A 25,177-nucleotide genomic window follows, 5' to 3' on the forward strand; every position below is an offset into this window, starting at 1 on the left:
TTTCGCAGGATTCTTCCGTGCGGAAGGCAGGGTTGGAACTTACCCCTTCGATCCGGCTTTCGGTGGGGCTTCGAGAGTGACGACGATCTTGAGCACCTTTCCGCCGACCAAGGCCTGGACGGTCGCCTTTCCCGGCTGCAACGCACGGAGCCTCCCGCTCTGGTCGATCCATGCGTCCCCGGTCGCCGTCCAAACGATCGTCGAACCCGGTACGGGTTTCCCGCGACCGTCGACGACCTTGTAGTCCGTCGCCGAACCCACCGCTAAGCGGGCCTTGCCCTGGATCACGTACTCGCCGTCTTCTAAGGGGACCGGCTCGCCGAAGAGGAGGACACAGTTCGCCAAAGGTCGTTCGGACCCGTCGCTCGGTCGGTTGACGATCGCGCCGCCGATCACGAGTTCGCTGCTTCCGCCACCGTCCAGATTGACGGCGTCGCGGCACCCCAAACGAGCCATGATGACCCCTGCTTCTTCGATCGTCGCACCCACGCTCAGGGTCTGACGGCCTTCGATGACCGCGATCCAAACGTCTCCGTTGGCCGTCGAACCGATCGCCGTCCGGGGATGGCGTTTCGTCGCGAACTCCGTATTGAAATCCTCGGCGTCCCATGCGATCACCGGTTTGCCTTGGACGACGATCACCGGCCCGCCGCCGACCACGTTCTTCGCTCGGGACCAATCCAGCCCCTGAGTCTTGCTGTCCAACGTGACCTCGTCACCTTTGACCAGACTCTTCCATCGGGCCGCATCGGCCCCGGTGGCGGTCACGACCATCTGACTGCGCCCGACGGGAACACGGTCTTCGTCGGTCACGGTCGCCACGACCTTGCCCGAGAGCTTGCACGTCGGGGTCAACGGCCCTGCGATATCGAGGATCACGTGGACGTTGGCACCCTCGGCTAGGGCGTATCCGGCCCATGACGTGTTGAGCACCGTCTTATTCTTCGAACACAGTTCGTTCAGTCCGTCCAACTCGACCGTCGCGCCTTTGAACCCGGCCTGGCCCGTCCATGTCAATCGGGACACGCCACCGAAACCCGCCGACCATGCGAACACGGACCGGCCCGGGAACGGCCGACTGACGAGTTCGCCGTCCCGTACCATCGCCCCGAGCGGGTCGCCCGTCCAAGGGAAGAAATCTCCGTTGACGCCGATGAGGGCTTCGCCCTTCTTCACCGTCTCCGTCAAGACTTCGCGACCTTTGCGATCGTCCTGTTGGCCGAAAACGGTCCCTTGGGCCAAGGTCGGTACGGCTTTGACGTTCGGGGCCGAGGAGGAGAACCTTATAGCGTGGACGACCCGAGGGACGGAGTTGTCGACCTCCATGTGGTACACGATCCCGGGCGCGATGAGCTTTTCCCAGACCTGGGCGGGGGCGACGACCGGAACCAAAGCCGCCAAGACCAGCCACGCTAGGCGCATGCCGCCTCCAGCAGGGTCAATCGGCCCGCGTCAGCATCGAGCCGGACCCGCAATCCGAGCGGCAGGCTCAGCATCCCCCTCATGTGTCCGAACGGAAAGTTCACAACGGTAGGGACGTCGAGAGAGCCCAAACGGTCCTCGACGATGCGCCTCCAGGGCCAAGCGCCGATCTTTGGATCGACCTTTTCGTCCGTCCCGGTCATCTCTCCGACCACGATGCCGGCCGCCTTTTGAAGCTGCCCCGTGTTCAAGAGGTGCGTCAACATCGCATCGACCCGGTGCGGATGTTCGTCGACGTCCTCGATCAGGACGATCCGGCCGTCGCAGTCCAGCGGGTCGGGAGTACCGATGCTGTCCGTCAGAAGGCAAAGGCAACCGCCCGTCAAGGCCCCTTCCGCGACGCCGCCCCGGATCGCTTCACCGCGAGGCGAGCCTGCGACGAACGGGTCTTCGCCTTTGAGCAGGTTTTGGAACGACTCGACGACCCAGGGTTCTCGGTCGACGGAGAACGACAACAGCATCGGTGCGTGATAGGTGACCAGTCCACGGCGGTTCAAGGCCAAGTGCAGGGTCGTGACGTCGCTGAAGCCGACGAACGGTTTGCCCGAACCCGCGATGCGGTCGAGGTCCAAGTAAGGCATCAGCCTTGCACACCCGTAGCCGCCCCTTGAACACAGGACCGCGTCCACCTCTGGATCGTCGAACGCAGCCTGGACGTCGCCCGCCCTCTCCGCGTCCGAGCCGGCCAGATATCCGTCCTTGGCTAGCACGTTGTCTCCGAGCGAGACCCTATAACCTTGCGATTCAAGAAGCTTGATCCCGTTTTCCATGGACTCGGACGTCGTGGGCGAAGCCGGCGAGACGATCCGCACGTGCGCCCCAGGACAGAGCGCGCGAGGTTTGAGCATGGCGGTCAGCGTACCGGGTCAGAATGGGGCATGCCCCTTCAGGAAGACCTTCGGACGATGCCTGTGGCGGAGTCCGCAAAGCGGGTCTTAGGGTGCATCCTCGTGGCTGGACCCTGTCGGGCCCGGATCGTCGAAGTCGAGGCGTACGGCGGCGAGTCGGATCCGGCAAGCCACGCCTGGAGGGGGCCGACCCCGCGGACGGCCGTGATGTACGGCGCCCCGGGAACGTCGTACGTCTACTTCACTTACGGCAACCACTGGATGCTGAACGTCGTCGCGAGGCCTGAAGGCGAAGCTTCAGCGGTCCTGATCCGCGCGGCTGAGCCGTTGGAGGGGCTCGAGACGATGTCGGCCCGAAGGCCCAAGGCCCTTCGGGACAGCGATCTCCTGTCCGGGCCCGGCAAGCTCTGTCAGGCGTTCGGCATCGATCGGTCGTTCAATGGACTCGACCTCTTCGATCCCGCTTCACCGCTCACGCTTGCCGAAGAAGGCCCGCCCACCGCCATCGCGGTCGATGTCCGTATCGGTATCGCCGTCGGCCGAGGCGAACTCGAGCCGCTTCGTTTCGTCGACGCAGGGCGCGTCTCTTGGGCTTCCAAGCCCTGGCCGAAGCTGTGACGATCGAAAGCCCGCTACTTGAGCGGATTCGTGGCATCGGCCAATTCGAGCTGGACTTGGGCCTCGTCGACCTTCTTCGCGTGGCCGTCGACGAACAGCACCATCCGTTTCGGACTCGCGGGCCAAGGCATCGAGTCATAGAACATGTACTTGCCCGCCGGGTTGACCACGGCTCGGGTCTTTTCAGCCGACAACGCCGCGACGCCTTGGAACAATGGCGACGCCGGATTGAGCGAGTCTCGTGCCGAAGGTCCAGTGACGTACTTCGAGACGAAAGGCCAGACGGTGTTCGCTGACATCATCTCCGGCGGATAGACGTCGTCGTAATCCACGGTGTATTGAAGGACCCCTTGCCCAAGGTGTTTCAAGTTGCTCAGTGTGGCCGTCTGTCGGGCCGCGATCTTGGCCTGAGCGAACACAGGGATCAAGACCGCGGCGAAGATCGCTCCACACGGCAGGCACAGCGCGACGAGCGCGATCCCGAGCCAAAGCCACGGACTGGACTTCTTCGGCTTGTTCGGTTCCTGGGAAACGTCTGCGTACTCGCCCGGCTGCATGGTCCGATTATGCTCGAAGCGGCTCGTCAGGGAGTCCGGAGCCCGTCCTTGAGAGCCTCTTGGAACACGGCTTCGGGAAGGGACCTCGCCATGCCGTCGACATTCCCGACGACCCGGACCGGATCCTTTCCGCCAGGGGGCACTGTCGGCGCGGACTCGAAGATCAACAAGGTCCGGAAGGGGTCTGGAATCCGGTCGACGACGCGACCCCCTAGACTTCCGTTGCCCAGCCACTCAGGGCTCTTCGGATTGAACGTGTCCAGCACGCCCTCGTTCCTGACATAGGACCCGACCGCCGCATAGATCGTCCGCCCGGTCGAAGTGTCCGGCGGGAGCCGACCGTCGTTGTCCGTCGCGTACATCTGGACGGCTGTGAGGATCTGCCGGACGTTCGAGACCTTGCGGTAACGGAGCGCTCGACCCTTGTGAGGCGACATGAAGACCGGTGCCAAGACGATCGCTCCCGCCACCAGTAAGCCGCCGACGATGAGCAAGGTCACCAAATTCGACGACTTCGATCCGGAGGAAGGCTCTGGAGGGTAGATCACTGTGACACCGGTTGCTATGACGTCGGACGCTACCGTTCCAGTTCCGAAGTCAGGATGCCGAACGCGCCCGGCTTGTCCAGGGGGTCGTTTCCGCTTTCGCACTGCGAGACCAGGAGGCAGGCCGGACAACCGTCCGCGCAAGAACAAGAACGAAGGAGCGTCGATGCCTGTTCCAACCAGGCCCGTCGCTCGTGGAAAAGGCGGGCAGCCAGTCCGACGCCTCCGGGTACCGCATCGAAGACGTAAAGCGCCGGAGCCATCGTATCCGGGCACAGGACGTACCAACAGCTTCCGAGATCGTTCCGATCGCAACCCGCGATGACCGGGGCCACGGAGAGAAGGGCGTGCTCTAGGGCATGGACCACCCCGGCCTGTTCGACCGTCAGACCTGCCAGATCCCATCTGACCCCGACCGTATCTTTCGTGCGAGGCGGAAGGTCAAGGGGCGTCTCGTCCAGAACGCCGTCCCCGTCCGACCGCTTGCGGACGTAACTCGGAACGTGCGTCGTCACCCTGACCCCGCACAGCGTCCAGTCTCCGTCGACTTCGATGGGGACCGTCGACTCGACGAGGGATTGGACGATGGCTTGCGTGAAGTAGTCGGGCTCCTCGGCCCGTACGCGCGCGACGCGCCGTTCGAGGTCGAGGGCCTCCACGATATAAGACCGTCCACGGTGAAGGTACACGGCCCCTTCGTGCGCCTGTTGTGGCGCCCGCCATTCCTCCATTTCGGCCAAAGGGGACGCCCCTTCGAGGATCAAGACCTTTTCAGAGCCCGATCCTCGGATGTCGGTGGACATGGCCGGACTCTCGTACGAGGCGAAGAACAGCCTTCCCGCCGACCACCGGCACGATCCGTCCGCGACCAGTGCAGCGACGGCGTCCGAAGCCCCCGGTCCGAACCGCGTCAGCTCCTCTTCGCCGATCGGTCTCTCGTGCGCCGCGCACAACAGTTGCCGCTGGAGCACGTCCGGGTTCTCTGGGTCGAGGACGGCCGATTCGACAGGCTTGTCCAGAAGCAGGTCGGGGGACCGGACCAAGAACTGTTCGAGCGGGTCGGCGTGGGCCAGCATGACGGCCAAGCTGTCACGGGCGCCTCGGCCCGCGCGGCCGACCTGTTGCCAAAACGAACTGACGGTGCCGGGATAGCCGTTGAGGACGACCGCATCGAGACCACCGACGTCGACACCGAGTTCCATCGCGTTCGTCGTCGACAGGCCCCGGAGTCGTCCCGAAAAGAGGGCCTTCTCGATGTCCCTTCGCTCCTTAGGCGTGTAGCCTCCACGATAGCTATCGACCCAGGACGGGTCGCCACCTTGCTTCTCCAGGATCGCTCGGGCTTGCCGGACGACCAGTTCGGTCGTCGTCCGAGCACGTGAGAACGCCAGTGTCCGAAGTCCGTTGGATACGAACTCGGCCAAGAGCGAGGCCGCGTCACGGTTCGGACTGAATCCCTCTTCTGTCTCTGGCGGGGCGACGAGGACGACATGGCGCCGGCCCTTCGCCGCCGAATCGTCCCGCACGAGCACCGGCGTCCTTCCGGTCAGCTTTCCGAACAGTTCCCCGGGATTCGCGATCGTCGCGCTACAGGCCATGACCTGGGGGCGGCTGCGGTACCACTCGCACAACCGCAAGAGTCGCCGCAAGACACCCCCGACGTGCGACCCGAAGACCCCGCGGTAGACGTGTGCCTCGTCGACCACGATGTACCGCAAAGATTTCAAGACGTCCTTCCAGTTTTCGTGGTGCGGCAACACGCCGACGTGCAACATGTCCGGATTGGTCAGCACGATATGGGCGCGTTTCCGGATCAGGGAGCGGCTCGCCTGGTTGGTGTCCCCGTCATAAGTGCCGCACGTGAGCCCTTCCGGCAAGAGCGCGGTGAGCTTCTGCGCTTGGTCTTGGGCCAAGGCTTTGGTCGGAAAGAGATAGAGGGCCCTCGCCTTCGGCTCACTGAGGCACGACTCGATGACGGGAACGTTGTAGCAAAGGGTCTTGCCGCTGCCCGTCCCCGTGACGACCATGACGTCTTGACCGGCCGTACTTGCGGCGATCGCCTCAGCCTGATGTTCGTAGAAGCGGTCGATCCCCGTCTCGGCAAGGCGGTCGGTGAGGGCCTTGTGAAGGGTAAGGGGCGTGTCAGACCATCGGGGTACGGACGCATCGACGACGCAACACCTCAACGGCCGCGAGGTCAGAAGTCGTTCGAGGGCTTGTCCCGAAGGCCCGGAGCGCAGCTCAGTCGAGATTGTTGAGTTCGTGGTCAGGGTTTTCCCTGCCTTTGTCCTTGGACGTCAGCTTGACGGCCCAGACCGATCCGAAGAAGAGAACGGTCAGCGGGGCCGCCATCGCCATCATCGTGAAGGGATCGCCCGACGGTGTCAAGACCATCGACAGGATGAAGATCGCGACCGTGGCGTGACGCCAGTAGCGGAACAACGACTCGCTCGAAATGAGCCCGACCTTCGTAAGAACGAACGTGACGATCGGAAGCTGGAACCCGATCCCGAAGGCGAACACGAGCTTGATCAAGAGGAAGACCATCGTGCCGGGCGCCTGATAGAGCGTCGAGCCTTGGAAGTCGCGGAAGAACGAGCAGAACCAAGTGACGGTCGGTGGCACCATGAGCCATCCGACCGCACATCCCAAGAGGAAGAGCAGCGCGCTGACGGGGACCATCGCCTTGACGGGCCGCCGTTCGTTGGGTTTAAGGCCCGGTTTTACGAACTGCCAGACGTGCCACAGGGCGTAGGGGACCGTGAAGGCCAGGCCGATCACGAACGCGACCCTCATTTGGAGCATGAAGGGCTCGGTGAACGTCGGGAAGACCTCGCGGTAGTCCAGCCAGTTGGGGATCGACTTCCGGACGTCCTTCTCCAGGAACTTATAGAGCGGCACGGCGCCGAACCAACCGATCACGGACGCGACGACGAGGAACACGGCGACGCGGATCAACCGCGTGCGGAGTTCGTCGATGTGCTCGCCTAACGTAGCGCGGAACTCCTCGGGATCGTCCGAGAAGTTCCTACGCGTTCGGGTTTTGGCAAGGGCCATGCGCCCTGACAGTTTACATCTCCAGTTCGGAGACGTAGGAAATCCGGATCCGCATCACCATCTTGCGATTGGCGGAGCCTCCCGTGTTGTTGCCGCGCTGGCCGAAGCGGCCTTGTCCGCCGCCGCGCGTACCCTGTTCCGAATCACCGTCGCCAGGGGCACCGGCTCCGGGACCCATCATTCCTCCGCCGCCCCGTCCGCGACCGCGTCCGAGCTGGAAGAACGTGAAATTGCCGTCATCGTCGAAGTGGGGGTCGATCCGGTAGAAGCCGCCCGAAGTCGGGTCGTTCAGTCGGTCGGCGACGCCGGCCGATCCACCGCCGGCATTGCTGCCCTTTTGCGGGCCCATGACGTTCCCGCTCGATCCGCCCGCCGGAGCGCCCGAACCGCCGCCCGTTCCGCCGGCGGCGGCCTGGTCGACGAGGGTGTCCTGGGTCAGTTCGACTTCGGTCCGGGCCACGACTCCGCGGTCGATGGCGAACCAGGTCTTTCCGACCAGTTTGACGTTCGCGACTTCGCCCTTGACCTGGTTCAAGTCCTTCACGTCCTTGAGCAGGGCCGGGCCGAGCTCCATCACCGTCCGGATGACCGCGCACGGCATACCCTTGAACCACACGAACTCGGCGAGTTCGCCGCGTGCGCTCAGCGGCTGCGTGAAGTGGTCTTGCTTCAAGAACGCCGAAGGATCGACTCGGCCGATAAGGTACGGGGAGTTCCAGGCGTCGCCCTTCTGGACGGCCTTCGAAGGAAGGACCGGCAAAGGAAGGAGCGGGAAGATGTCGACGGCGGGCGGCGCACCGTTCCGACCGTCCATGCCGAAATAGATCGGGACGCTGCCGAAGACTTCACGGCCGACGTCGGAGATCCGCATGAAAAGCGGCGTGAACTGGTCTTGCGGCACGCGCTTCGGCTCCGTGTCTCCCGGAGGGACGAGGGTCGCGTAGTCCTTGCCCTTGTCGGGAAGGATCTGGATCCTCATCAAGCCGTCGTAGCCACTGGCGACTTTATAGGAATTGTCCGTCGCGTACAGGATCCGGACCTTGGTGTCGTCCGTCGCGATCGTCGGAATGCGGCTACCGATCTGGGCTTGAGCCTGACTGATCGTACCGACCTCCTGCTTGAACGTGAAATTGTAGACCCGCTCGATGCCCGGTTTGAACTTGTAGCGGAGCTTGACGCCGCCTTCCGGCACCTTGATGCTGGTGTGGTTGTCGACCGTCACGTTGACCGAGGACCGGTTGACGATCTGCTGCTTGCCGTTCGAATCGACGAACAGGACGCATTCGATCTTCGCGTTGCCGTCGGCGATCTCCCGGGCCTGCGTGTTCAACGGGTAGACGTAGTCGTCACCGTCGATTTCAGGCAGCGCAGCCTCTAAGAACTGGCCGTTGACGTAGAAACCGATGTAACCGCCGGGCGGAATGCTGTTCTTCGGGATCCGGACCTTGACCGTTTCCCGGACGGTCGAACCGTCCAACGGTCGTCGGATCGTGAAGTTGGCCTGGCCAAAGGCGCTACTGGCGACCAAGGCTGCGAGTGCGAGGACGATAACCCTTTTCATGCTTCCGGCTCCGGCCGTTGGGAGAACCCGCCGGCCACAAGACACAGTTGTATTGTCGTACGAAACGACGCGGTTCGTTCGGTGGATGTTACACCACCCGGGACCCGGATTGCTCGGTTCGTCTGCCGATCACGGCCGACTTCAGGCGTCCAGCGTTCCGAACCGGACGACGTCCTGAAGTCCCTCAGGCGCATCGACCGCACCTCCGATCAGGCAGTGCCGGACCGGGCCCGCCGCGATGATCTCAGCTCCCGGTAGGACGACCGAGTCTTCGATCCCTTGCGGACAGACGACCCTGGCACCCTCCCCGATGACGACGTTCTCGCCCACCGGTCCCTCGACTTGGGCCCCGTCTGCGAACAAGACGCCTCCACCCACGACGTGCCGCGTCGTGGACAGGAAGGAGTCGAGCGTCCCCGTGTCGAACCACTCCCCTTCATAGACCCCGGCAAGGACGGTCTCACCGTTGTCGACCAGAGTCTGGATCGCGTCCGTGATCTCGTACTCCCCTCGGGCGCTCGGGGCCAGCCCCGGGAGTACGTCCCAGATCTGGGGCCCGAAGACGTACATGCCGGCCATCGCTAGGTTCGATTCAGGTTCGGCGGGTTTTTCGACGAGCTTGACGATCCGTTCTCCGTCGACGTTCGCAACGCCGAAACGTCTCGGGTCTTCGACGGGCTTGACGAGGTTCAAATTGGCACAACCCGATTCGCGGAACCTTCGGACGTGGGGCTCCAGCGGCCGGTCGTAGATCGCGTCTCCGAGATAAAGGACGAAGTCGTCGCCGGCGACGAAATCCTTGGCAAAGCCGACCGCATGGGCCAACCCCTTCGGCTCGACCTGCCGGGCGTAAGCCAGTTTCAGACCGAACCGCGAGCCGTCCCCTAAGGCCTCTCGGATCTGGGGTTCGTTGTCCCCCACGACGATGCAGACCTCTTCGATGCCGCAGCCTTTGAGTTGGTCGAACGCGTACTCGAGGGTCAACCGGTTCGCGATCGGAAGGAGCGGCTTCGGTACGACCTTGGTCACAGGGTAGAGCCGGGTCCCTTTTCCGGCTGCGAGGACGACGCCCTTCATGGGCCCATGTTGACACGAGAGGGGCGCCGGCAAGGGCCGGGCTTGGTACCATAGAACCGTGACACGGACGTCACTCCTCTTGATCGGTCTGACCGTGCTATCCGGATGCCGGCAATCGACGACCGCGCCGTACCCGGAATGGGCCGACGGCGGCCCTTCGCCGAGGCCGGCACCCGGCGGCACGTTCGCGGCCTATGTCGCCTTGGCCGACTCCGTCGTGAAACTCCTTCCTGAAGACTCGGCAAAGGTCACGTTTTCCGACGGGGCCCGAAAATCCGCGATGGACAGGCTCGGGCCCAGCCTTGACAGGCTCTCTAAGGCGTGCCAAGGCCGTTGCGACTACTCGTATCGTCCGGAATCCGCGTTCGACACGGAACCGTCCGCCCGAGGGTGGCGGCTTCTGGGCCGAGGGCTGGCTTGGCGGATCCGCTCCTGCTTCGAATCCGGAGACACCGGAAGGGCGGTCGAAGACCTCTTGACCGCTACGAAGTTCGGACTGGACCTGACCCAAGGCGACGCTCCGACCGCGTCCCTCGGGTTCGCCGTCTGCAACGAGGCCAGACAAGCGTTCGCGCCCCATGTCGGCGAGGTCTCCGCACAACAGTTGACCCGACTGGACGCAGGGCTCAGGAAGATCCTCTCGGACTACCCGGGGACCATGGCGGCCATCGAACACGAGAAACGACGCATGATGCTCGGAGTCCAGTTCGTCCAGGACTGCTATCGCGCGCAACGGTTCGACGACCTGACCCAGAGGCTCGGCAAAGACACTAAGCCCGCCGTCTCCTATCTCAAGGACCTGTCCGACTCTAAGCGCCCGGCCTACTTCGAGGGCTTCGCGGCGGAAGCCAAGGACTATGCGGACCACTGGGCCGGCCAGGCCGACAAGCCCGCCGTCGACCGCTCCCCATGGGAGCCGGCCGGCGCAGACCGCCCTTGGCGAAGGTTCTCCAGGGCCTTGTTCGAGACCGTGGAACCGACCCTGGCCCTCCATGACGCGTGCCTGGCCCGGACGCGGCTTTTGGCCCTCTCCGCATGGGCCACGGCCAAGGTCAAAGTCACGGGGCAGGCACCGGCAAACCTGTCGAAACTTCCGGAATCGTTGGTCACGGACCCTTACACGGGCCGGCCGTTCGTGTACCGGTCAGCGGGCGGGGATTTCAGCGTTTACAGCGTCGGCCCGGACGGCCTGGACGACGGGGGACAGGACGGTTCGAGCGACCTGGCGCTAGAGTCCGGCGACCTCTGAGGCCTTCGGAAGCGCATCGATCGCGACCCGCGGTCGCCATTGGGCGGCTTGGAACCCGTGGACGTCGACGACCTCGGATCCGATCCCGGCAAGCCCGCCCGAAACGTACTTAGCCGTGGTCTCGCTGACGACCATCGTGCCCGGTGCCGCGGCCTTTTGCATGTGCGCGGCGACATCGATCACGTGGGCAAAATTCACGTTCGTAAGGTTCTGCCCGGGAATGTGGGCGCTGCCCGTATGGACGCCGACACGGATCTCGATCGGTCGGACGAGGCGGTTCCTAAAGCTGTTGAATTCGAAAAGGCCGGCCAGTAAAGCCCGACCCGCGATGTACGCCATCTGCGGGTTTTCGAACACGCACGTCGTCCCGTCGCCCGCCGTCGAATGGACCGTCCCGCCGTGTCGTTCGACGACCGCTTGGACGAATTTCTGATACTCCGTGAACGTGAACTCGACGGTCAAGGGATCGGATTCGGCTTTGAGGCCCGTGGAACCGACGATGTCCAGGCTGACGAAGGTCACGAACCGCTCGTCCGACTTCAGCTTTTCTTGTATCTCTTGCAACTGGTGCAGCAGCTCTTGCCGCTCCGAAGCAGGATCGCGCAAGCCGAGCTTCTTCCGGTTCGCCGTGAACAGGGCATGGGCGATGCCTCCGCCGAACGCGCCGAGCACCGTCGTCAACAGCATGAACATCGAGTGCGGCCCTCGAAGCTGGACTTGCGGGAGAAGACTGAACAGGAACGTGAACAAGGCCATGACGACGAACGACACCGCGCCGAACAGTCCCCCCGACAAAAGGGCGACGCGCACGTCCTTGGCGACGGCACTGTTCCAGAGCGCGCCGATGACGGCGATGAGCGCCAGGGCGCCGAACAGGCCGGACGAATCGCGGGTCGCGCCCGCGACCGCGTTCGCGAGCCCACAACCGGCCGCAAGGACACTGGCGATGGTGACGCGGCGGAGCGTCGGGTCGAAGGCCGTGAACGCGCCCTTCATCCGGTCGATGAAGGTCGATCTTTCCTCCACCGGAGCGGAGCGGACGGCAAGGCGCACGTAGTCCTCGGGCGCGCCCGTGGCTTCCGAAATCGCCTGAATGGCTTCGTCGTCCAGTTCGCCCAGATCCTGGCGCAACCGGGACGCGAGCATATGGATCTCAACGACCGTATCGTCGCTCAGCGTCCTCTTACTCGGTAACAACTGGCCTTCTAAGCCCACGTCAACCGGATTTTACAGCCTGAGCGGTCTTAAAGGTTGCACGTTCGGTCAGCCGCCGCATCCGTTAGGCGGTGGCGGTGGGCCGTCTGACTGCTGGTACACCGACAATGCGGAGGGCAACGTGTTGACCTGGCCGGCGACCAGCGTCCCCAGTTTCGCGCGGCAGTCCTGAGCGTCCATCACGTAGACCTTGCCGCCGAACAGATACGACTTGTAATACTTCGGCACGGGAATCGAGTCCGAATCGATCGAAACCGTCTTCGACGACATGGGGACGGACGCCTCAAAGACCCCGCCCGTCGTCGTCCGGGATCCTGCGACCAAAGCACCGCTCTGGTCGTAGAACAGGACGTTGACCTTCTGCATTCCGACGCCGGTGCTCTCACTTCGAACGACGCCTCGAACGTATGTGTTGTAGCGGATCAAGCTCGATTGCTGCGCGTAGGACTTCGACTGGCCTGCGACGGTCGCGTCCGCTGAGACCGTGAAGATCGCGGACGTCGGTTTCAAGACTCGAAGGCGGCCGGTCGGACTGATGCTGACCGTGCTCGGGTCGACGCCTGAGACCTGGTAGTTCCGACCCGCGAGAACGGTGCGGTTCTGGCCGTCGTAGTTGGCGACGGTCACTTGGACGTCGTCGCCCGGCTGAAGATTGAACGGGTCGAGGTCCGTACCGGCTCTCGTGTTGCTGATGAACTCGAGATATTGGCCTGGTTCGATCCCGGCGGAGTTCCCACCGTTGCCGCCTCCGTTCCCGCCACCGCCGCCACCGCCGCCGCCGCCGCCGCCGCAACCGATGAGCAAGAGGGCGGCGACCAGCGCCGCTAGACTGAATTTGTTCACCATCTCAACCTAACCTGAATCCTTGGGGCAACAACGACCGGAGCGTGTGTCCTCTGACCTGACCTTCGTCGTCCGCACACCATATAGGGACGTCGTCCTGGCCGGCGAACTCCAAAATCGTCTGCAGGCACATGCCGCACGGCGTCCCGCCGTCCTTTGTCGACACAGCGACGGCTTTCAGCCTTCGGCACCCCGCGCCCACCATCGTGACGATCGCGGACCGTTCGGCGCAGACCGTCAAGCCGAACGAAGCGTTCTCGACGTTGCATCCCTTGTAGACCGTGCCGTCTTCGCCGAGCACGGCAGCGCCTACTTCGTAGACGGAGTAAGGGGCATACGAGTTCGACCTTGCGAGTCTGGCGGCCTCGAGCAGTGCGGGCGTGTCCACAGGAGGCCCATGATACTCCGGGCTCATTTCAGCACGGCGACGGTGACGCCGGCCCCCCCTTCCTCGGGTTCGGCTTCGTGATATGACCGGACATCGCGGTGGCGCTTCAACAAGTCGTGCGTGACCTTGCGAAGGACACCCTCGCCCTTGCCGTGGACGATCCGGACTTTCGAGAGGCCCGCCAGGACAGCTTCGTCGAGGAATCGGGCAAGCTCTTCCCCAGCGTCCTCGGCACGCATCTGACGCAAATGGATCTCCGGGCGGGCGGTCATCGCTTTGCTCAACGAGACGGAGCCCCCGCGCGCCCGGATCGGGCCTTGGGACGTCGGCACAGGGGTCAGGTCTCCCAACTTGCACGTGAGTTTCAACGCTCCGGCTTGCACCAAGACCTTGCCGTCCTTCGGATCTTCGAGCACGGTCCCCGTCTGGGTGAATCCCGAAATCCGGACCGATGCGCCCCGCACGATGACCGACGCAGCTGGTCCGACGGGCCGCTCGGCGGGTTTCTCCTTCGATTCCCTGACGAAGTCTTGACCGACTTCCTGTAACTCTTTCAGGCGCTGACGGGCCCGGTCGAACCCCGCCTGGGTGGGGTCTTTCTTCAACGCTTCGAACACGTCCGAGGCTTCGATCCGGATCTCGCGGAGCAGCGCCTCCAACTCTTCGGTGGCCCGCTCGCGGACCGACCTCCGGGCTTCCTCGGCCTTCTTGATCTTCGACTCGGCCTCCTTCTCGACGGAACGGAGGCGTGTGGCGAGGCGTTCGGCCTCTTCCGTCGATTCGACGGCCCTCCGCTCTGCCGCTTGCAACCGCTCGATCATCTTCGCGACGTCGGCCTCTTGTTCGGAAAGTCCGCTCTGGGCCTCTTCCAGGACGCCCCTGGGTAGGCCGTACCGTTCGGCGATCTTCAGCGCATGGCTCGAGCCGGGCACTCCGACGAGCAGTCGGTAAGACGGGCGCAACGTCGCTTCGTCGAACTCCATCGACGCGTTCACGAAGCCGGGCGCGTTCGCTGCGAGGAGCTTCAGTTCGCCGTAGTGCGTGGACGCCATGACTTTGGCTCCTTCCTTCTGGAAGGCCAAGAGCAGGGCCCTGGCAAGGCTCGATCCTTCGTCCGGGTCCGTCCCCGCACCGACTTCGTCGAGCAAGACCAGCGCTCCGGGGACCAGGCTCCGCAGCGCTTGCGCGATGTTCTTAACGTGCCCACTGAACGTGCTCAAGGACTGTTCGAGCGACTGCTCGTCCCCGATGTCCGCCCAAATCTGCTTGAAGCAGCCGAATTTGACCCCCTTGGCCAGCGGCATCATGCCGGACTGCGCCATGGCGACGATCAATCCGACCGTCTTGAGGGCGACAGTTTTTCCCCCCGTGTTCGGCCCGGTGATCAAGAGCACGTCGGTCTCACCGCCAAGCTTGAGCGATACCGGGACGCACGTCTCCCGCGGAAGCATCGGGTGCCGACCCTCACGGACCTCGATGCGAGGGCCTTCGGTTCGTTCGGGAAGACAGCCCCCTGACTCCTGGCCGAACCTGGCCCGGGCGAGAGCGAGGTCGATGTCCGACGCCGCATCGAGTCCGTCCCGGATCACTGGTGCTTCCCGACCGACGAGTTGGCTCAGCTCTCTCAAGACGCGCTCGGTCTCGGCGCGCTCCATCGCTTCCGCCTGGCGAAGCTCGTTGCCGAGGGCGACGATGTCCTCCGGCTCGACATAAACGGTCGATCCGCTTGCGCTCGTGTCGTGGACGATGCCCTTGACTTTGCCCTTGTGCTCGGCTTTCAGCGGGATGACGTAGCGGCCGTCACGGACCGTGTAGACGGTGTCGCTGAGAAGGTCGCGCGTTTTACCGGAAACGTACGATTGGATCCGTTCTAAGGTCTTCTGGGCCGCCGACGCCTTCTTCTTCCGTGCCGAAGCCAGTTCGGACGAGGCTTCGTCACGGACGTATCCGTCGCCGTCCAAGCTGGCAAGGAGGCGCCCCTCCACTCGCGGCAGCTCTGGAAGCCGCTCTCCAAGCCGCCATAGGATCGGCGCGGACTCTCGATGTCGGTGGAGGACGTCTCTCGCCCGAGCCATCGTCTGAAGCGACTCGCCGACTTTGTAAAGGGAAGCCCCGTCGAGGACGGCGTCCTTCTCGGCCAGCTTCAGCGGCCCGGCCACATCGTGCAGTCCGCTCATTCGAAGCGGGTCGGCGACCAATACGGAGTCGGCTTCGCGCGTCTTTTCAAGTTCCGTCCAGACCACGGTCGGGTCGAACGACGGTGTCGACGCCCGAGCCGACGCGGCACCTTGGGGGGTGTCGCACCGCTCGGCCAGCATCTCTAAGACCGTCTCGAACTCCAGGACGCGCAACGCGTGCACGTCCCGATTGTATTCGGGCGGGGCGGACCGGCGTCAAAGGGCTCAATCCGGTCTGGGGACCCACCGACCGCCGTGACGCCGCCGCGGACGGCGCGTAGAATCCGATACATGGTCTCCGTCCTTTGCCTACTCGCTCTTGCCGGGCAAGACTCGGCCGCGCTGGAACAGAAACTGTTCCCGACCGACGACGTGTGGATCTACCAGTTCGCCCAAGACCAGACATCGGATCCCTACCTCAGGGTCTGGGGCACGGGCGACGCCGCCCTCGGCTCCTCCTTCGAAGGTCACTTGCCGTTCAGCTTCAGCATGTTGAAATTCGAGCTTCCTGCCGCTCCCGAGGGTTCCAAACTTACCGGCGCCAAGCTCGTCCTGACCCACTCGCCGGAGCCGGGATGGACGGGACAAGACGCGGAGAAGAATCCGGTCGAAGCCCGTTCGCTGACGATCGACTGGAACGAGGCCAACTGGGAGTACGACACGGCCAAGAAGGTCCACCCGAGCAACGACGAAGCCACCGTTTACGGGACCGGCTGGTCCAAGCCGCCCGCAGGCGAAGACAAGTTCAAAGTCGAGATCGACCTGACGAAAGGTAAGGGTGGTTTCCAGGCCGCCTACGACAAAGCCCTGGCCTCGCCGTCGAAGGACCTCGCCATCGCTTTGACGTCGAAGCTCACGCCGGAAGGCGGCGGAGAGGGGATGGTCTACAAGTTCTATTCCCGTTCGAACGACGAAGCTTTGCGTCCCCAGTTGGTGTTGACGTTCAGTAAGTAACGGTCTACACTTGACTGATCTCCGGGACCGCCAAAGCGTGCGAAAGGCGGGTGGCGACTCCTAGGGCTTCGGCGATGTCGTCCTGCGCGCTTGGGCCTGTGGCTTTCACTGACTTGAGTTCCATAACCCAACCATGGCTCTCGGACGCCAAAACGACGGAGACCGTCCGTCGACGAAAGAGGCCCGAAGTCTCTGATTCCAGGGTGAGGACCGTAAGGTCAGCAGGAGTGGCGTCTGATTCGACTGACGACAGAAAGCAGCACCCCGTACGTCGCCATTCATAAGTAGCGTTCGACACATCGATGATCAGCTTGTTCGTCGAAAGAATGGAGGCGACACGAGTGGAGAGTGCCAATGCGACGACCGCAAGAACGATGGGTGCGGGGTCGGACTTTGGCAGGTGGGTCTGTGCAAGGAGAAAGCCGCCTGCACCGGCAATGAGGGCGACGAACGGTACAGAAACGCAGCGGACGGCACGTGCGGTCGGAGACAACAGATCGACGGTCAGACGTTGTGTGAGTTCGTCGAACGACCAAATCGCATGCCGTGCCTCGCATTGAGGACCGTTCAGACCTCCAGCCTTCACCTAGTCTTCAAAGTGCGCAAGGAGTTCGTCGCGTGTGACCGTCGCGACGCCGACCTTGCCGACGACCACCGCCGCGGCATGGACGGCGAGTTCGGCGGCTTCCCGAAGACCCGCTCCGGCCGCGACCGCCAAGGTCATGGTCGAAACCACGGTGTCTCCCGCACCGGCGACGTCGTAGACCTCCACTTGCTTTGCCGGCACGAGGACGGCCGGAGCATCGTCCGTCCAGACGGCCAGCCCCTTCGGCCCCCTCGTTACGACAAGCGCGTCGCACCCGATCGCTTCCCGAAGGGATTGCCCGGCAACCCCGATCTCGTCCGTACGGAACCGTTTGTCCCCACTCGCCGCCAAGGCCTCACCGATATTGAGGGTGACCACCGAAGCCCCCTTCAAGAGGCCGACGTTGTCCGGTTTCGCGTTCACGAGGAAGGGGACGGACCCTGCGCGAGCACGTGCGACGGCCGGTGGCACGGTCGCCTCGTTCACGACCCCTTTGTCGTAGTCCGAAGCCAGGACGGCGTCCAAGCCGTCGATCGAACCAAGGAGCCGACGGGCCAATTCGGACGCGACGGGACCGGCAAGATCGTGGGCGTGCTCCCTGTCGATGCGGAGGACTTGCTGGTTCTGGGCGACGACCCTTGTCTTCCGGGTCGTCGGCCGAGAGGCGTCGGTCACGATGCCCAAGACGTCCGCTCCTCGTTCCGCAAGCTTGTCACGTAAGTCCGCTCCTGCGCCGTCGTCCCCGACCGCGCCGAACACCTTGGTCGTCGCGCCGAGGGCCATGAGGTTCGCCGCAACGTTCGCGGCCCCTCCCGGGACGGCCGTTTCACGTTGGACGTCGATCACGAGGACGGGCGATTCAGGCGAGACGCGGGAGGCGTCCCCCCAGAGGTACTCGTCCATCATGAGGTCGCCCAGGACGGCGACCTGCAACCCCTCGAAGCCGGCGACGATTTCCCGGAGGTCCATCTAAGCCTCTTTGATCCGCCGGGTCAACGCCTCGATGACAGGGCCCGTCTGGATGCCGTTCATGCAAGGGTGTCCGGGCTCATGGCACTCGGTGACACGGCACCCTCCGCACGGCCCACGATGGTCGATCAACGTGTGACCTTCCCCCATCGGGTCCCATTCACCGGGCTGGTTGTGGTCTGAATAGAGGGCCACGATCGCCGCGCCGGCGGCCGACGCGACGTGGGTCGTGCCGGTGTTCAGCCCGACATAAAGGTCCGCGAGCTTGAGCAGGGCGGCCGATCCGTGGGCGTCGAATTCGCCCGCTGCGACCAGGCCGTCGCCCCAGGCTGCGACGAGGCCTTCCCCCGCCTCCTTTTCGGCCGGCCCTCCGACGACGACGATTTCGACTGAACCTGCATCGAGCATCGCTTTGCCGACGGCTTCGAACCGTTCGAGCGGCCACTTCGTGCTCCCTTGGGCCGAACCAATGCCCATGGCAAGCAGTTTCCGGTCAGGGTGTCGCCGCCTCGCCGAAAGCCACTCCAAGGCCCGCTCCTGTTCGGACCGGTCAGGATGGAGCAACGGCAGTCGCAAGTCGTCCGGCTTCGTGTCGAACCCGTCCAACGCCAAGCGATCGAGCCGCATCTTGCTTTGTGCGGGCATCGGTGGAAGCAGTCCGGCTGCGTCGCGCTTTTGGTAGGAAGCGTAGTCGGCGGCGTGGAACCCGACCAGTCGGGCGAAGCCTGTCATGCGGAAGAAGAGCCTGTCCCTTCGGACGTCCTCCGGCGTCCTTTCGGCCGGGCCGATGTAGACGATGACGTCGGGGCGGGCTATGACCGTGGTCCACCAAGCCGACAAGCGGGTCTTCAGTCCGGACCCGTCGCGTGCCAGAGGATAGGACAGGACGCTGTCGACCAGACCCTCTCGGACAAGCAGGTCGGACGGGGAGACTCGGCCGGGCGCGAGTTGGGCTTGCAGGATCTGGACGTGGGCACCAGGCATGTTCCGTCGGATCGCCCGGTACGCCGGGATCGAAACGATCGTGTCGCCTAAGGCACCGATTTGATAGACCAAGACTCGCTTGCTCACGCGGCCAGCCTCTCTTCGACGACCTCGATCAACGTATGGAGCGCCAGCATGTGCAGTTCTTGGATCCGATCGGACGTCTCGCCCGGAGCCATGACGACCAGGTCGCAAAGGGGTGCCACGTCTCCGCCGCCGCGACCCAAAAAACCGACGGTCGTCAGGCCCGCGCTTCGGGCCGCCTCGGCGGCAAGCACGAGGTTGCGCGAGTTTCCGGACGTCGAAAGCAGGAAGAGCAGGTCTCCCGTCTTCCCAAAGGCCCTCACTCCCCTTTCGAACACATGGTCGAATCCGTAGTCGTTCGCCACGCAGGTGACATGGGACGGTTCGGCGAGGGCCAGCACCGGATAGGGTTCCCGGTCTTGCCGGAACCGGCCCGTCCACTCCTCCGCGAAGTGGACCGAGTCCGCAAGGCTGCCGCCGTTCCCGCAGACCAACGCCTTGTCGCCGCGCTCGAAACAAGCGACCAACGCGTCGGCGACCGTTCCGAGAACGGACAACGTCTTCGAATCCTGTCGAAAGGCCTCGAGAAGTCGCGCCGCTTCGGCGAACGAGGCGGCGAAGGAGGCCGGCATCGGTAGAAGTGTACTCCGTCGGACTCCCGACGGCTTTGTCAAGGCGCAGCCGCATACCTCCCGCTCGGCTTGGATGAAGGTCCGGTTAAGGCGGTCCGAGGATAACCGCGTGTTAACGCTCTGCCAGGCATCATCCGGTCGCTCCCAGAGGCACCCCCACATGAAACGCGCCTTCACCTTGATCGAACTCCTTGTGGTCATTGCGATCATCGCGATCCTCGCCGCCATCCTCTTCCCGGTCTTCGCCCAGGCGAAGTTCGCCGCGAAGAAGTCGAGCGGGCTCAGCAACAACAAACAGATCGGGACCGCCATGCACATGTACTTGCAGGACAACGACGACGTGTACATGCCCGCCTACTACTACAACGACCCGAACGCCGGCGGAAGCCTGGACGACACCGGGATCCAGAACTGGAGCGGCGTGGTCATGCCGTACGTGAAGAACAAGCAGATCTTCGTGTCGCCCTTCGACCCGCTCGGCGGCCAACCTCCGACCAACTTCATGGGCAACAACGAGGGGTGCGGCGTTCCGGGCGGGGCCACGGCCGGAAACCCGAACATCCAAGACAACCAGGCGTGCCGCCTGAGCTACACGGTCAACGAGCAAGTGCTACCTCGCCCGAGAGGCGGCGTGGGCGGCGTCAAGATCGGACAGCCTCAGTCGGTCGTCAGCGCCACGGCCTTGGACAAGCCTGCCGGAACGATCGTGCTTACGGAGTTCACCGAATACGTCAACGCCGTGAGCGGCGGCGGCCCCGGCGGCGTCCGGTTCAAAGCCCACAGGCCGACCGACGCTTTGGCCCTGGACGCCAACGGAACCATCCCTTACGACACGAGCAACACGAACAACAAGCCGATCTACGCGCTGTCTTCCAAAGCTGCCGAACTCCTGTTCGACAAGCAGTCCACGATTCCGTTCGGCGATGGCTCGAACCCGCACATCGTGTACATGAACAGCGGTCGTAAATCGAACGGAGTGACCATGTGCTTCGCCGATGGACACGCCAAGAGCCTCAAGGTCTCTCAGACCCTCCAGTGCGACAACTTCCTTTGGGGCACCGCCGCATACAACCAGAGCGGCGAGCCGGTCCTCTGCCCCTTGACCGGCGTCCCCGTCAAGTGACCGCAAGGTCTTGACGCTCGCTCGGAACCCGCCCTAGACTTCGGGCGGGTTCCGCTACTTTATGACCTCTATAATCGAGGCCGAACCTATGACGTCCCCTCGACCCCTCGACCGGATCTCAGCCTTCGAGGACCTCGCGTTCGGCCTCTTCGTCCACTGGGGGCTTTACTCGCAACTGGCCCGAGGCGAATGGGTGCAGCACTTCGAAAAGCCAGGGAGGGCCGACTACCTGCGGTTGATGGACTCGTTCACGGCCGAGGATTTCGATGCCGATGCCCTCGTCTTGCTGGCGAAACGGGCGGGCATGCGGTACATCACACTGACCGCACGCCACCACGAAGGATTCAGCCTGTACGACACGGACGGCCTTTCGGACCTCGACGTGACCCGGACGCCCTGCCGTCGCGACCTCGTCAGGGAATTCGTCGAGGCGTGCCACCGTGGCGGGATCGTCCCGATGATCTATCACACGACCCTCGACTGGAACGATCCTCGTTTCGAGTCCGATTGGGACGGATATCAGCGTTACTTGCGAGCGAGCGTGGAGAGGCTTTGCACGGGTTACGGCCCGATCGGCGGGTTCTGGTTCGACGGCAATTGGAGCCGTCCGGACGCCGACTGGCAGGTCGGAGAACTCTACGATGTGATCCGACGGCACCAACCAGAGGCCATCATCGTCAACAACACGGGCGTCGACGAACGGGGACGCGGCGGCCACGCGGAAGTCGACGCCGTCACCTTCGAGCGTGGACGTCCTGAGCCGATCGACCGAAACGGCGCCCCTAAGTACGTCGCCGCCGAGATGTGTCATACGATGAACTTCCATTGGGGCACGGCGGCCAAGGACTTCAACTTCCTTTCCCCGGCCCACGTCATCGAGGAGCTTTGCTTCGCGAGACGCGCCGGGGCGAACCTCCTCATGAACATCGGCCCCTCGGCTCAAGGCGGCCTTCCCGAATACGAGTCGGCGGCCCTCGCCAAGGTCGGCGAATGGACGGCCCTGCACGGCGGGCTGAACGGACCTCTCTATCAAGGGCGGCCGTGCGGAGTGACGGCAGAAGGCGAAGACTTCGGCCTCATTGTGGGAGACGGGCTCTACCTGTTCGTCACCCGGCAGACCCGCACGGCGGATACGGTCTACCTGGCGTCGGACGATCAAGAGCCCAGTTTCCGGACGTTCAGGGGGGTGGACTCTTCGTTCCGTCGGGCCGAATGGCTCGACGACGGCACGGCCATCGGCCTTGACGTCCACGATGGCGTCGCGAGGCTCGACGTGGGGACGTACCCCTATGGGACGAACACCGTCGTCCGGATCGCGAAACTCAGTCGCTGACCCCGCTTCCGTCCCTGTCCTTAACAATCCGTTAACGGGCCCTTGTTAACGTCGGGACGATGCGGCGTGGAACGCGCCGGGGCCCTTGTATGAACACGAGACAGATTTTTTGGACCGCGATCGCGACCTGCGCCCTCCTCGGTGGATGCGGCCCCTCGACCTCAGGATCCGCTTCCTCGTCGGGCGGCTCGACCGGTGGCGGCGCCAAACTCACAGGCACGGTCGACATCGACGGGAGCAGCACGGTCGGGCCGATCATGCAGGCCATGGCCGAAGAGTTCGGCAAATCGAACCCGGACGTCAAAGTCACGGTCGGGATCTCTGGCACGGGCGGCGGTTTCAAGAAGTTCAGTTCCGGCGAGATCGATATCGCCGACGCGTCCCGCCCGATCGAAGAGAAGGAGATCGCGGCCTGCAAGGAAAAGGGCATCGAGTTCATCGAGCTACCCGTGGCGTTCGACGGCCTTTCCGTCGTGGTGAACTCTCAGAACGACTTTCTCGAAGACATCACGGTGGCGGAACTCAAGTCCGTCTGGTCACCGGACAGCACGGTCAAGACATGGGACCAGGTCCGGGCCGGATTCCCGAAAGAACCGATCAAGCTCTACGGCGCCGGTACGGACTCCGGAACCTTCGATTACTTCACGAAGGCGATCAACGGTAAGGAGAAAGCGAGCCGAAGCGACTATCAAGCGAGCGAGGACGACAACACGTTGGTCCAAGGCGTCGCCGGCGACAAGTTCGCCCTCGGGTACTTCGGCTACGCCTATTACGAGCAGAACAAGGACAAGCTGAAACTCCTGAAGGTCAACGGCGTGGCCCCGAGTCCGGAAACGATCAACGACGGCACGTACCAACCGTTGTCCCGTCCGTTGTTCATCTACGTCAACAAGAAGTCGTTGGATGAAAAACCGCAGGTCAAGGAACTGGTGAAGCTCCTGCTGACCGGAGGTAAGGACCTCATCCGGACGGTCGGGTACGTTCCCCTGAGCGACGAAGACTACAAGTCGGTGGAAGACCACATGAACAAGGGCACGACCGGAACCGTGTTCCGCGGCGCCGAAACGGGGATCAAGATCAAAGACGTCCTGTCCGGTTCCAAGTCCAAGTAATGGCCACCGCCCAAGCGAGCCAACAGGAAGCCCTGGCCCCGGAAACGTTCGTTTCCGGGGCCAGAGAGCACGTCAGGACCAAGAAGCGCGACGAGAAGATCGTGCGCTGGATCACGGCCGCCTGCGCTTCGGTCTCGATCTTGACGACGGCCGGCATCATCGGCGTGCTCGCCCGCGAGACGTTCCTCTTCTTCAAACTCGTGTCCCCGGTCGAGTTCTTAACCGGGACAAAGTGGTCTCCGACGTTCGCAGAACCCCATTTCGGCGTCCTACCGCTCGTATGCGGCACGATGCTGATCACGGTCGGGGCTGCGATCTTCGCCGTCCCGCTCGGAATCCTTGCCGCGGTCTATCTGAGCGAATACGCCAAACCCGGACTTCGGCGCGTGCTCAAACCGATCCTTGAAGTCCTTGCGGGGATCCCGACCGTCGTCTACGGCTTCTTCGCACTGTTCGTCGTGACGCCTTGGTTGCGTTCCTGGATTCCGGGCGTCGAAGTGTTCAACGCCTTGTCGGGCGCGATCGTGGTCGGGGTCATGATCTTGCCGCTCGTGTCTTCGCTCTGTGAAGACGCGCTGTCCGCGGTGCCTCGGTCGCTTCGTGAAGGCGGCTATGCGGTCGGCGCGACCAAGTTCGAAGTCACGCGCAAGATCACGGTCCCGGCCGCCCTGTCGGGGATCATGGCCGCGATCGTCCTCGCCATATCCCGGGCTGTCGGAGAGACGATGGCCGTCACGCTCGCCGCCGGCCAGACGCCGACGCTGACGGCCGACCCGAGGAAGAGCATCGAGACGATCACCGCCTATATCGTCCAGATCAGCCATGGGGACACTCCAGACGGAAGCACGGCGTTCCGCACCATCTTCGCGCTCGGTGCGACGCTCTTCATCATGACGATGGCGTTGAACTTTATCGCTCGGAAGCTCGTGTTGAGGCTCCGGCAGGTGTACGCGTGACCCTTGCTTCGCGGCGTCCGTCCCGGAAGCTGGCCGACAGACTTTTCACGGCCGCGTGCATCGCGGCCATCGTCGCGGTCACGTTGATCCTTATCGTCCTCCTGTTCTCGATCTTCAAACAAGGGATCGGCCGGCTCAACCCACAGTTCTTCACGAACTTCACGTCGAGCATCCCCAAGAACGCCGGCATCAAAGCCGCGCTTGCGGGAACGGTCGCGGTCGTCGGACTGACCGCACTCTTCGCCGTGCCGATCGGAGTCGCGTCGGCCGTCTACCTCGAGGAGTTCGCGGACAAGAAGAGTCGGATCGCGAACCTGATCGAGGTCAACATTTCGAACCTGGCCGGGGTGCCGTCGATCATGTACGGACTTCTCGGACTGGCCGTCTTCGTCCGTTGGTTCGACCTCGGACGGAGCGTGATCGCGGGCGCGCTGACGATGACCCTCCTCATCCTGCCGATGATCGTGCTCGTCACGCGCGAAGCCCTTCGCGCCGTCCCCTTCTCCCTCCGCGAGGCGTCGCTGGCGCTGGGCAGTACCCGGTGGCAGTCGATACGGCGGGTCGTGCTCCCGACGGCGATGCCGGGCATCCTGACGGGCATCATCCTCTCGATCTCCCGAGCCTTGGGCGAGACCGCACCGCTCGTCACGATCGGCGCCGTGTCTTACATCAGTTTCGTCCCGCAGTCGGTCAAGGACAAGTTCACAGTCCTGCCGATGCAGGTCTTCGAATGGTCGTCCCGGCCCCAGGTCGGGTTCCACGACGCGGCCGCGGCGGCGATCATCGTCCTGCTTTCGGTCCTGCTCGTCATGAACTCGGCCGCGATCGTGATCCGGTACAAGAGCACGACGAAACTGGGCGGAGCGCGCTGACCGCAGGCGACCCCT

General features: G+C 63.7%; 23 protein-coding genes. 8 read left to right on the top strand and 15 right to left on the bottom strand.

Features of this window, described 5'->3' with window-relative positions:
- Nucleotides 1-39: 39 nt before the first annotated feature.
- Nucleotides 40-1,422: a phosphodiester glycosidase family protein gene (locus tag JST30_14315; protein MBS1715500.1), complete on the bottom strand. Its 1,383-nt coding sequence runs from the start codon at nt 1,420-1,422 to the stop codon at nt 40-42.
- A complete protein-coding gene (locus JST30_14320) occupies nt 1,413-2,330 on the bottom strand; it encodes an LD-carboxypeptidase (protein MBS1715501.1) in 918 nt (305 codons plus the stop codon). Before JST30_14320 ends, JST30_14315 begins: the two co-directional genes overlap by 10 nt.
- A 30-nt stretch (nt 2,331-2,360) precedes the next feature.
- Between JST30_14320 and JST30_14325 the strand changes: the two genes are divergently transcribed.
- Nucleotides 2,361-2,948, top strand: coding sequence for a DNA-3-methyladenine glycosylase (locus tag JST30_14325; GenBank protein ID MBS1715502.1), 588 nt, complete (start codon nt 2,361-2,363; stop codon nt 2,946-2,948).
- A 14-nt stretch (nt 2,949-2,962) separates the two neighbouring features.
- Here the strand turns inward: JST30_14325 and JST30_14330 are convergent, their stop codons facing one another.
- The 6 genes from JST30_14330 to JST30_14355 form a co-directional block, all read right to left on the bottom strand.
- Nucleotides 2,963-3,505, bottom strand: coding sequence for a hypothetical protein (locus JST30_14330; protein ID MBS1715503.1), 543 nt, complete (start codon nt 3,503-3,505; stop codon nt 2,963-2,965).
- A 26-nt stretch (nt 3,506-3,531) separates the two neighbouring features.
- Nucleotides 3,532-4,005, bottom strand: coding sequence for a hypothetical protein (locus JST30_14335; GenBank protein MBS1715504.1), 474 nt, complete (start codon nt 4,003-4,005; stop codon nt 3,532-3,534).
- Between the two features lie 77 nt (nt 4,006-4,082).
- Complete coding sequence (locus tag JST30_14340; GenBank protein MBS1715505.1) at nt 4,083-6,236, bottom strand: DEAD/DEAH box helicase; 2,154 nt, start codon at nt 6,234-6,236, stop codon at nt 4,083-4,085.
- A gap of 55 nt (nt 6,237-6,291) precedes the next feature.
- Entirely contained in the window at nt 6,292-7,107 is an 816-nt protein-coding gene (gene tatC, locus JST30_14345) for a twin-arginine translocase subunit TatC (GenBank protein MBS1715506.1), read from the bottom strand.
- Between the two features lie 13 nt (nt 7,108-7,120).
- Entirely contained in the window at nt 7,121-8,668 is a 1,548-nt protein-coding gene (locus tag JST30_14350) for a hypothetical protein (GenBank protein ID MBS1715507.1), read from the bottom strand.
- Between the two features lie 141 nt (nt 8,669-8,809).
- Entirely contained in the window at nt 8,810-9,745 is a 936-nt protein-coding gene (locus tag JST30_14355) for an NTP transferase domain-containing protein (protein ID MBS1715508.1), read from the bottom strand.
- A 58-nt stretch (nt 9,746-9,803) separates the two neighbouring features.
- On the opposite strand from JST30_14355, the gene JST30_14360 reads away from it, so the two are divergent.
- Nucleotides 9,804-10,994 (top strand): hypothetical protein, encoded by a 1,191-nt coding sequence (locus JST30_14360; GenBank protein ID MBS1715509.1) that lies wholly within the window; start codon nt 9,804-9,806, stop codon nt 10,992-10,994.
- On the opposite strand, the gene JST30_14365 is transcribed toward JST30_14360, so the two are convergent.
- Genes JST30_14365 through JST30_14380 form a run of 4 tightly spaced genes read right to left on the bottom strand, consistent with a single transcriptional unit; the run spans nt 10,974 to nt 15,800 of the window.
- Nucleotides 10,974-12,209: an adenylate/guanylate cyclase domain-containing protein gene (locus JST30_14365; GenBank protein ID MBS1715510.1), complete on the bottom strand. Its 1,236-nt coding sequence runs from the start codon at nt 12,207-12,209 to the stop codon at nt 10,974-10,976. The two genes, JST30_14360 and JST30_14365, sit on opposite strands and share 21 nt — an antisense overlap.
- A gap of 48 nt (nt 12,210-12,257) precedes the next feature.
- Nucleotides 12,258-13,055, bottom strand: coding sequence for a hypothetical protein (locus JST30_14370; protein ID MBS1715511.1), 798 nt, complete (start codon nt 13,053-13,055; stop codon nt 12,258-12,260).
- Nucleotide 13,056: 1 nt separating this feature from the next.
- Nucleotides 13,057-13,467, bottom strand: a complete 411-nt coding sequence (cdd, locus tag JST30_14375) for a cytidine deaminase (GenBank protein MBS1715512.1) — start codon at nt 13,465-13,467, stop codon at nt 13,057-13,059.
- On the bottom strand, nt 13,464-15,800 hold the full coding sequence (locus JST30_14380) for an endonuclease MutS2 (protein ID MBS1715513.1): 2,337 nt from the start codon (nt 15,798-15,800) through the stop codon (nt 13,464-13,466). The genes cdd and JST30_14380 overlap by 4 nt, the downstream gene beginning before the upstream one ends.
- 108 nt (nt 15,801-15,908) lie before the next feature.
- On the opposite strand from JST30_14380, the gene JST30_14385 reads away from it, so the two are divergent.
- A complete protein-coding gene (locus JST30_14385) occupies nt 15,909-16,571 on the top strand; it encodes a DNRLRE domain-containing protein (protein MBS1715514.1) in 663 nt (220 codons plus the stop codon).
- 586 nt (nt 16,572-17,157) lie between these two features.
- Here JST30_14385 and JST30_14390 read toward each other — a convergent pair.
- From JST30_14390 to JST30_14400, 3 genes are read right to left on the bottom strand one after another with little or no spacing between them, the layout of a single operon-like run.
- Nucleotides 17,158-18,126 (bottom strand): bifunctional hydroxymethylpyrimidine kinase/phosphomethylpyrimidine kinase, encoded by a 969-nt coding sequence (locus JST30_14390; GenBank protein MBS1715515.1) that lies wholly within the window; start codon nt 18,124-18,126, stop codon nt 17,158-17,160.
- Nucleotides 18,127-19,197 carry a glycosyltransferase family 9 protein gene (locus JST30_14395; GenBank protein MBS1715516.1) on the bottom strand — a complete coding sequence of 357 codons (1,071 nt, stop codon included), beginning with the start codon at nt 19,195-19,197 and terminating at the stop codon, nt 18,127-18,129.
- A complete protein-coding gene (locus JST30_14400) occupies nt 19,194-19,766 on the bottom strand; it encodes an SIS domain-containing protein (GenBank protein ID MBS1715517.1) in 573 nt (190 codons plus the stop codon). The genes JST30_14395 and JST30_14400 overlap by 4 nt, the downstream gene beginning before the upstream one ends.
- Before the next feature lie 160 nt (nt 19,767-19,926).
- On the opposite strand from JST30_14400, the gene JST30_14405 reads away from it, so the two are divergent.
- The 5 genes from JST30_14405 (at nt 19,927) to pstA (ending at nt 25,162) form a co-directional block, all read left to right on the top strand.
- A complete protein-coding gene (locus JST30_14405; protein ID MBS1715518.1) occupies nt 19,927-20,889 on the top strand; it encodes a prepilin-type N-terminal cleavage/methylation domain-containing protein in 963 nt (320 codons plus the stop codon).
- Between the two features lie 88 nt (nt 20,890-20,977).
- Nucleotides 20,978-22,222 (top strand): alpha-L-fucosidase, encoded by a 1,245-nt coding sequence (locus tag JST30_14410; GenBank protein MBS1715519.1) that lies wholly within the window; start codon nt 20,978-20,980, stop codon nt 22,220-22,222.
- Nucleotides 22,223-22,311: 89 nt separating this feature from the next.
- Nucleotides 22,312-23,334 (top strand): PstS family phosphate ABC transporter substrate-binding protein, encoded by a 1,023-nt coding sequence (locus JST30_14415; protein ID MBS1715520.1) that lies wholly within the window; start codon nt 22,312-22,314, stop codon nt 23,332-23,334.
- Nucleotides 23,334-24,290, top strand: a complete 957-nt coding sequence (pstC, locus tag JST30_14420; protein ID MBS1715521.1) for a phosphate ABC transporter permease subunit PstC — start codon at nt 23,334-23,336, stop codon at nt 24,288-24,290. Before JST30_14415 ends, pstC begins: the two co-directional genes overlap by 1 nt.
- Nucleotides 24,287-25,162: a phosphate ABC transporter permease PstA gene (gene pstA / locus JST30_14425; GenBank protein MBS1715522.1), complete on the top strand. Its 876-nt coding sequence runs from the start codon at nt 24,287-24,289 to the stop codon at nt 25,160-25,162. Before pstC ends, pstA begins: the two co-directional genes overlap by 4 nt.
- Nucleotides 25,163-25,177 lie beyond the last annotated feature (15 nt).

It is taken from the genome of Armatimonadota bacterium (assembly GCA_018268395.1).
Classification (GTDB): Bacteria; Armatimonadota; Fimbriimonadia; order Fimbriimonadales; family Fimbriimonadaceae; genus JAEURO01.

What these genes read in the sequence shown, in the direction of transcription:
- JST30_14315 (MBS1715500.1), bottom strand. Translation starts at nt 1,422, where the DNA reads ATGCGCCTAGCGTGGCTGGTCTTGGCGGCTTTGGTTCCGGTCGTCGCC.
- JST30_14320 (MBS1715501.1), bottom strand. Translation starts at nt 2,330, where the DNA reads ATGCTCAAACCTCGCGCGCTCTGTCCTGGGGCGCACGTGCGGATCGTC.
- JST30_14325 (MBS1715502.1), top strand. Translation starts at nt 2,361, where the DNA reads ATGCCCCTTCAGGAAGACCTTCGGACGATGCCTGTGGCGGAGTCCGCA.
- JST30_14330 (MBS1715503.1), bottom strand. Translation starts at nt 3,505, where the DNA reads ATGCAGCCGGGCGAGTACGCAGACGTTTCCCAGGAACCGAACAAGCCG.
- tatC (MBS1715506.1), bottom strand. Translation starts at nt 7,107, where the DNA reads ATGGCCCTTGCCAAAACCCGAACGCGTAGGAACTTCTCGGACGATCCC.
- JST30_14350 (MBS1715507.1), bottom strand. Translation starts at nt 8,668, where the DNA reads ATGAAAAGGGTTATCGTCCTCGCACTCGCAGCCTTGGTCGCCAGTAGC.
- JST30_14355 (MBS1715508.1), bottom strand. Translation starts at nt 9,745, where the DNA reads ATGAAGGGCGTCGTCCTCGCAGCCGGAAAAGGGACCCGGCTCTACCCT.
- JST30_14370 (MBS1715511.1), bottom strand. Translation starts at nt 13,055, where the DNA reads ATGGTGAACAAATTCAGTCTAGCGGCGCTGGTCGCCGCCCTCTTGCTC.
- cdd (MBS1715512.1), bottom strand. Translation starts at nt 13,467, where the DNA reads ATGAGCCCGGAGTATCATGGGCCTCCTGTGGACACGCCCGCACTGCTC.
- JST30_14385 (MBS1715514.1), top strand. Translation starts at nt 15,909, where the DNA reads ATGGTCTCCGTCCTTTGCCTACTCGCTCTTGCCGGGCAAGACTCGGCC.
- JST30_14390 (MBS1715515.1), bottom strand. Translation starts at nt 18,126, where the DNA reads ATGGACCTCCGGGAAATCGTCGCCGGCTTCGAGGGGTTGCAGGTCGCC.
- JST30_14400 (MBS1715517.1), bottom strand. Translation starts at nt 19,766, where the DNA reads ATGCCGGCCTCCTTCGCCGCCTCGTTCGCCGAAGCGGCGCGACTTCTC.
- JST30_14405 (MBS1715518.1), top strand. Translation starts at nt 19,927, where the DNA reads ATGAAACGCGCCTTCACCTTGATCGAACTCCTTGTGGTCATTGCGATC.
- JST30_14410 (MBS1715519.1), top strand. Translation starts at nt 20,978, where the DNA reads ATGACGTCCCCTCGACCCCTCGACCGGATCTCAGCCTTCGAGGACCTC.
- JST30_14415 (MBS1715520.1), top strand. Translation starts at nt 22,312, where the DNA reads ATGAACACGAGACAGATTTTTTGGACCGCGATCGCGACCTGCGCCCTC.
- pstC (MBS1715521.1), top strand. Translation starts at nt 23,334, where the DNA reads ATGGCCACCGCCCAAGCGAGCCAACAGGAAGCCCTGGCCCCGGAAACG.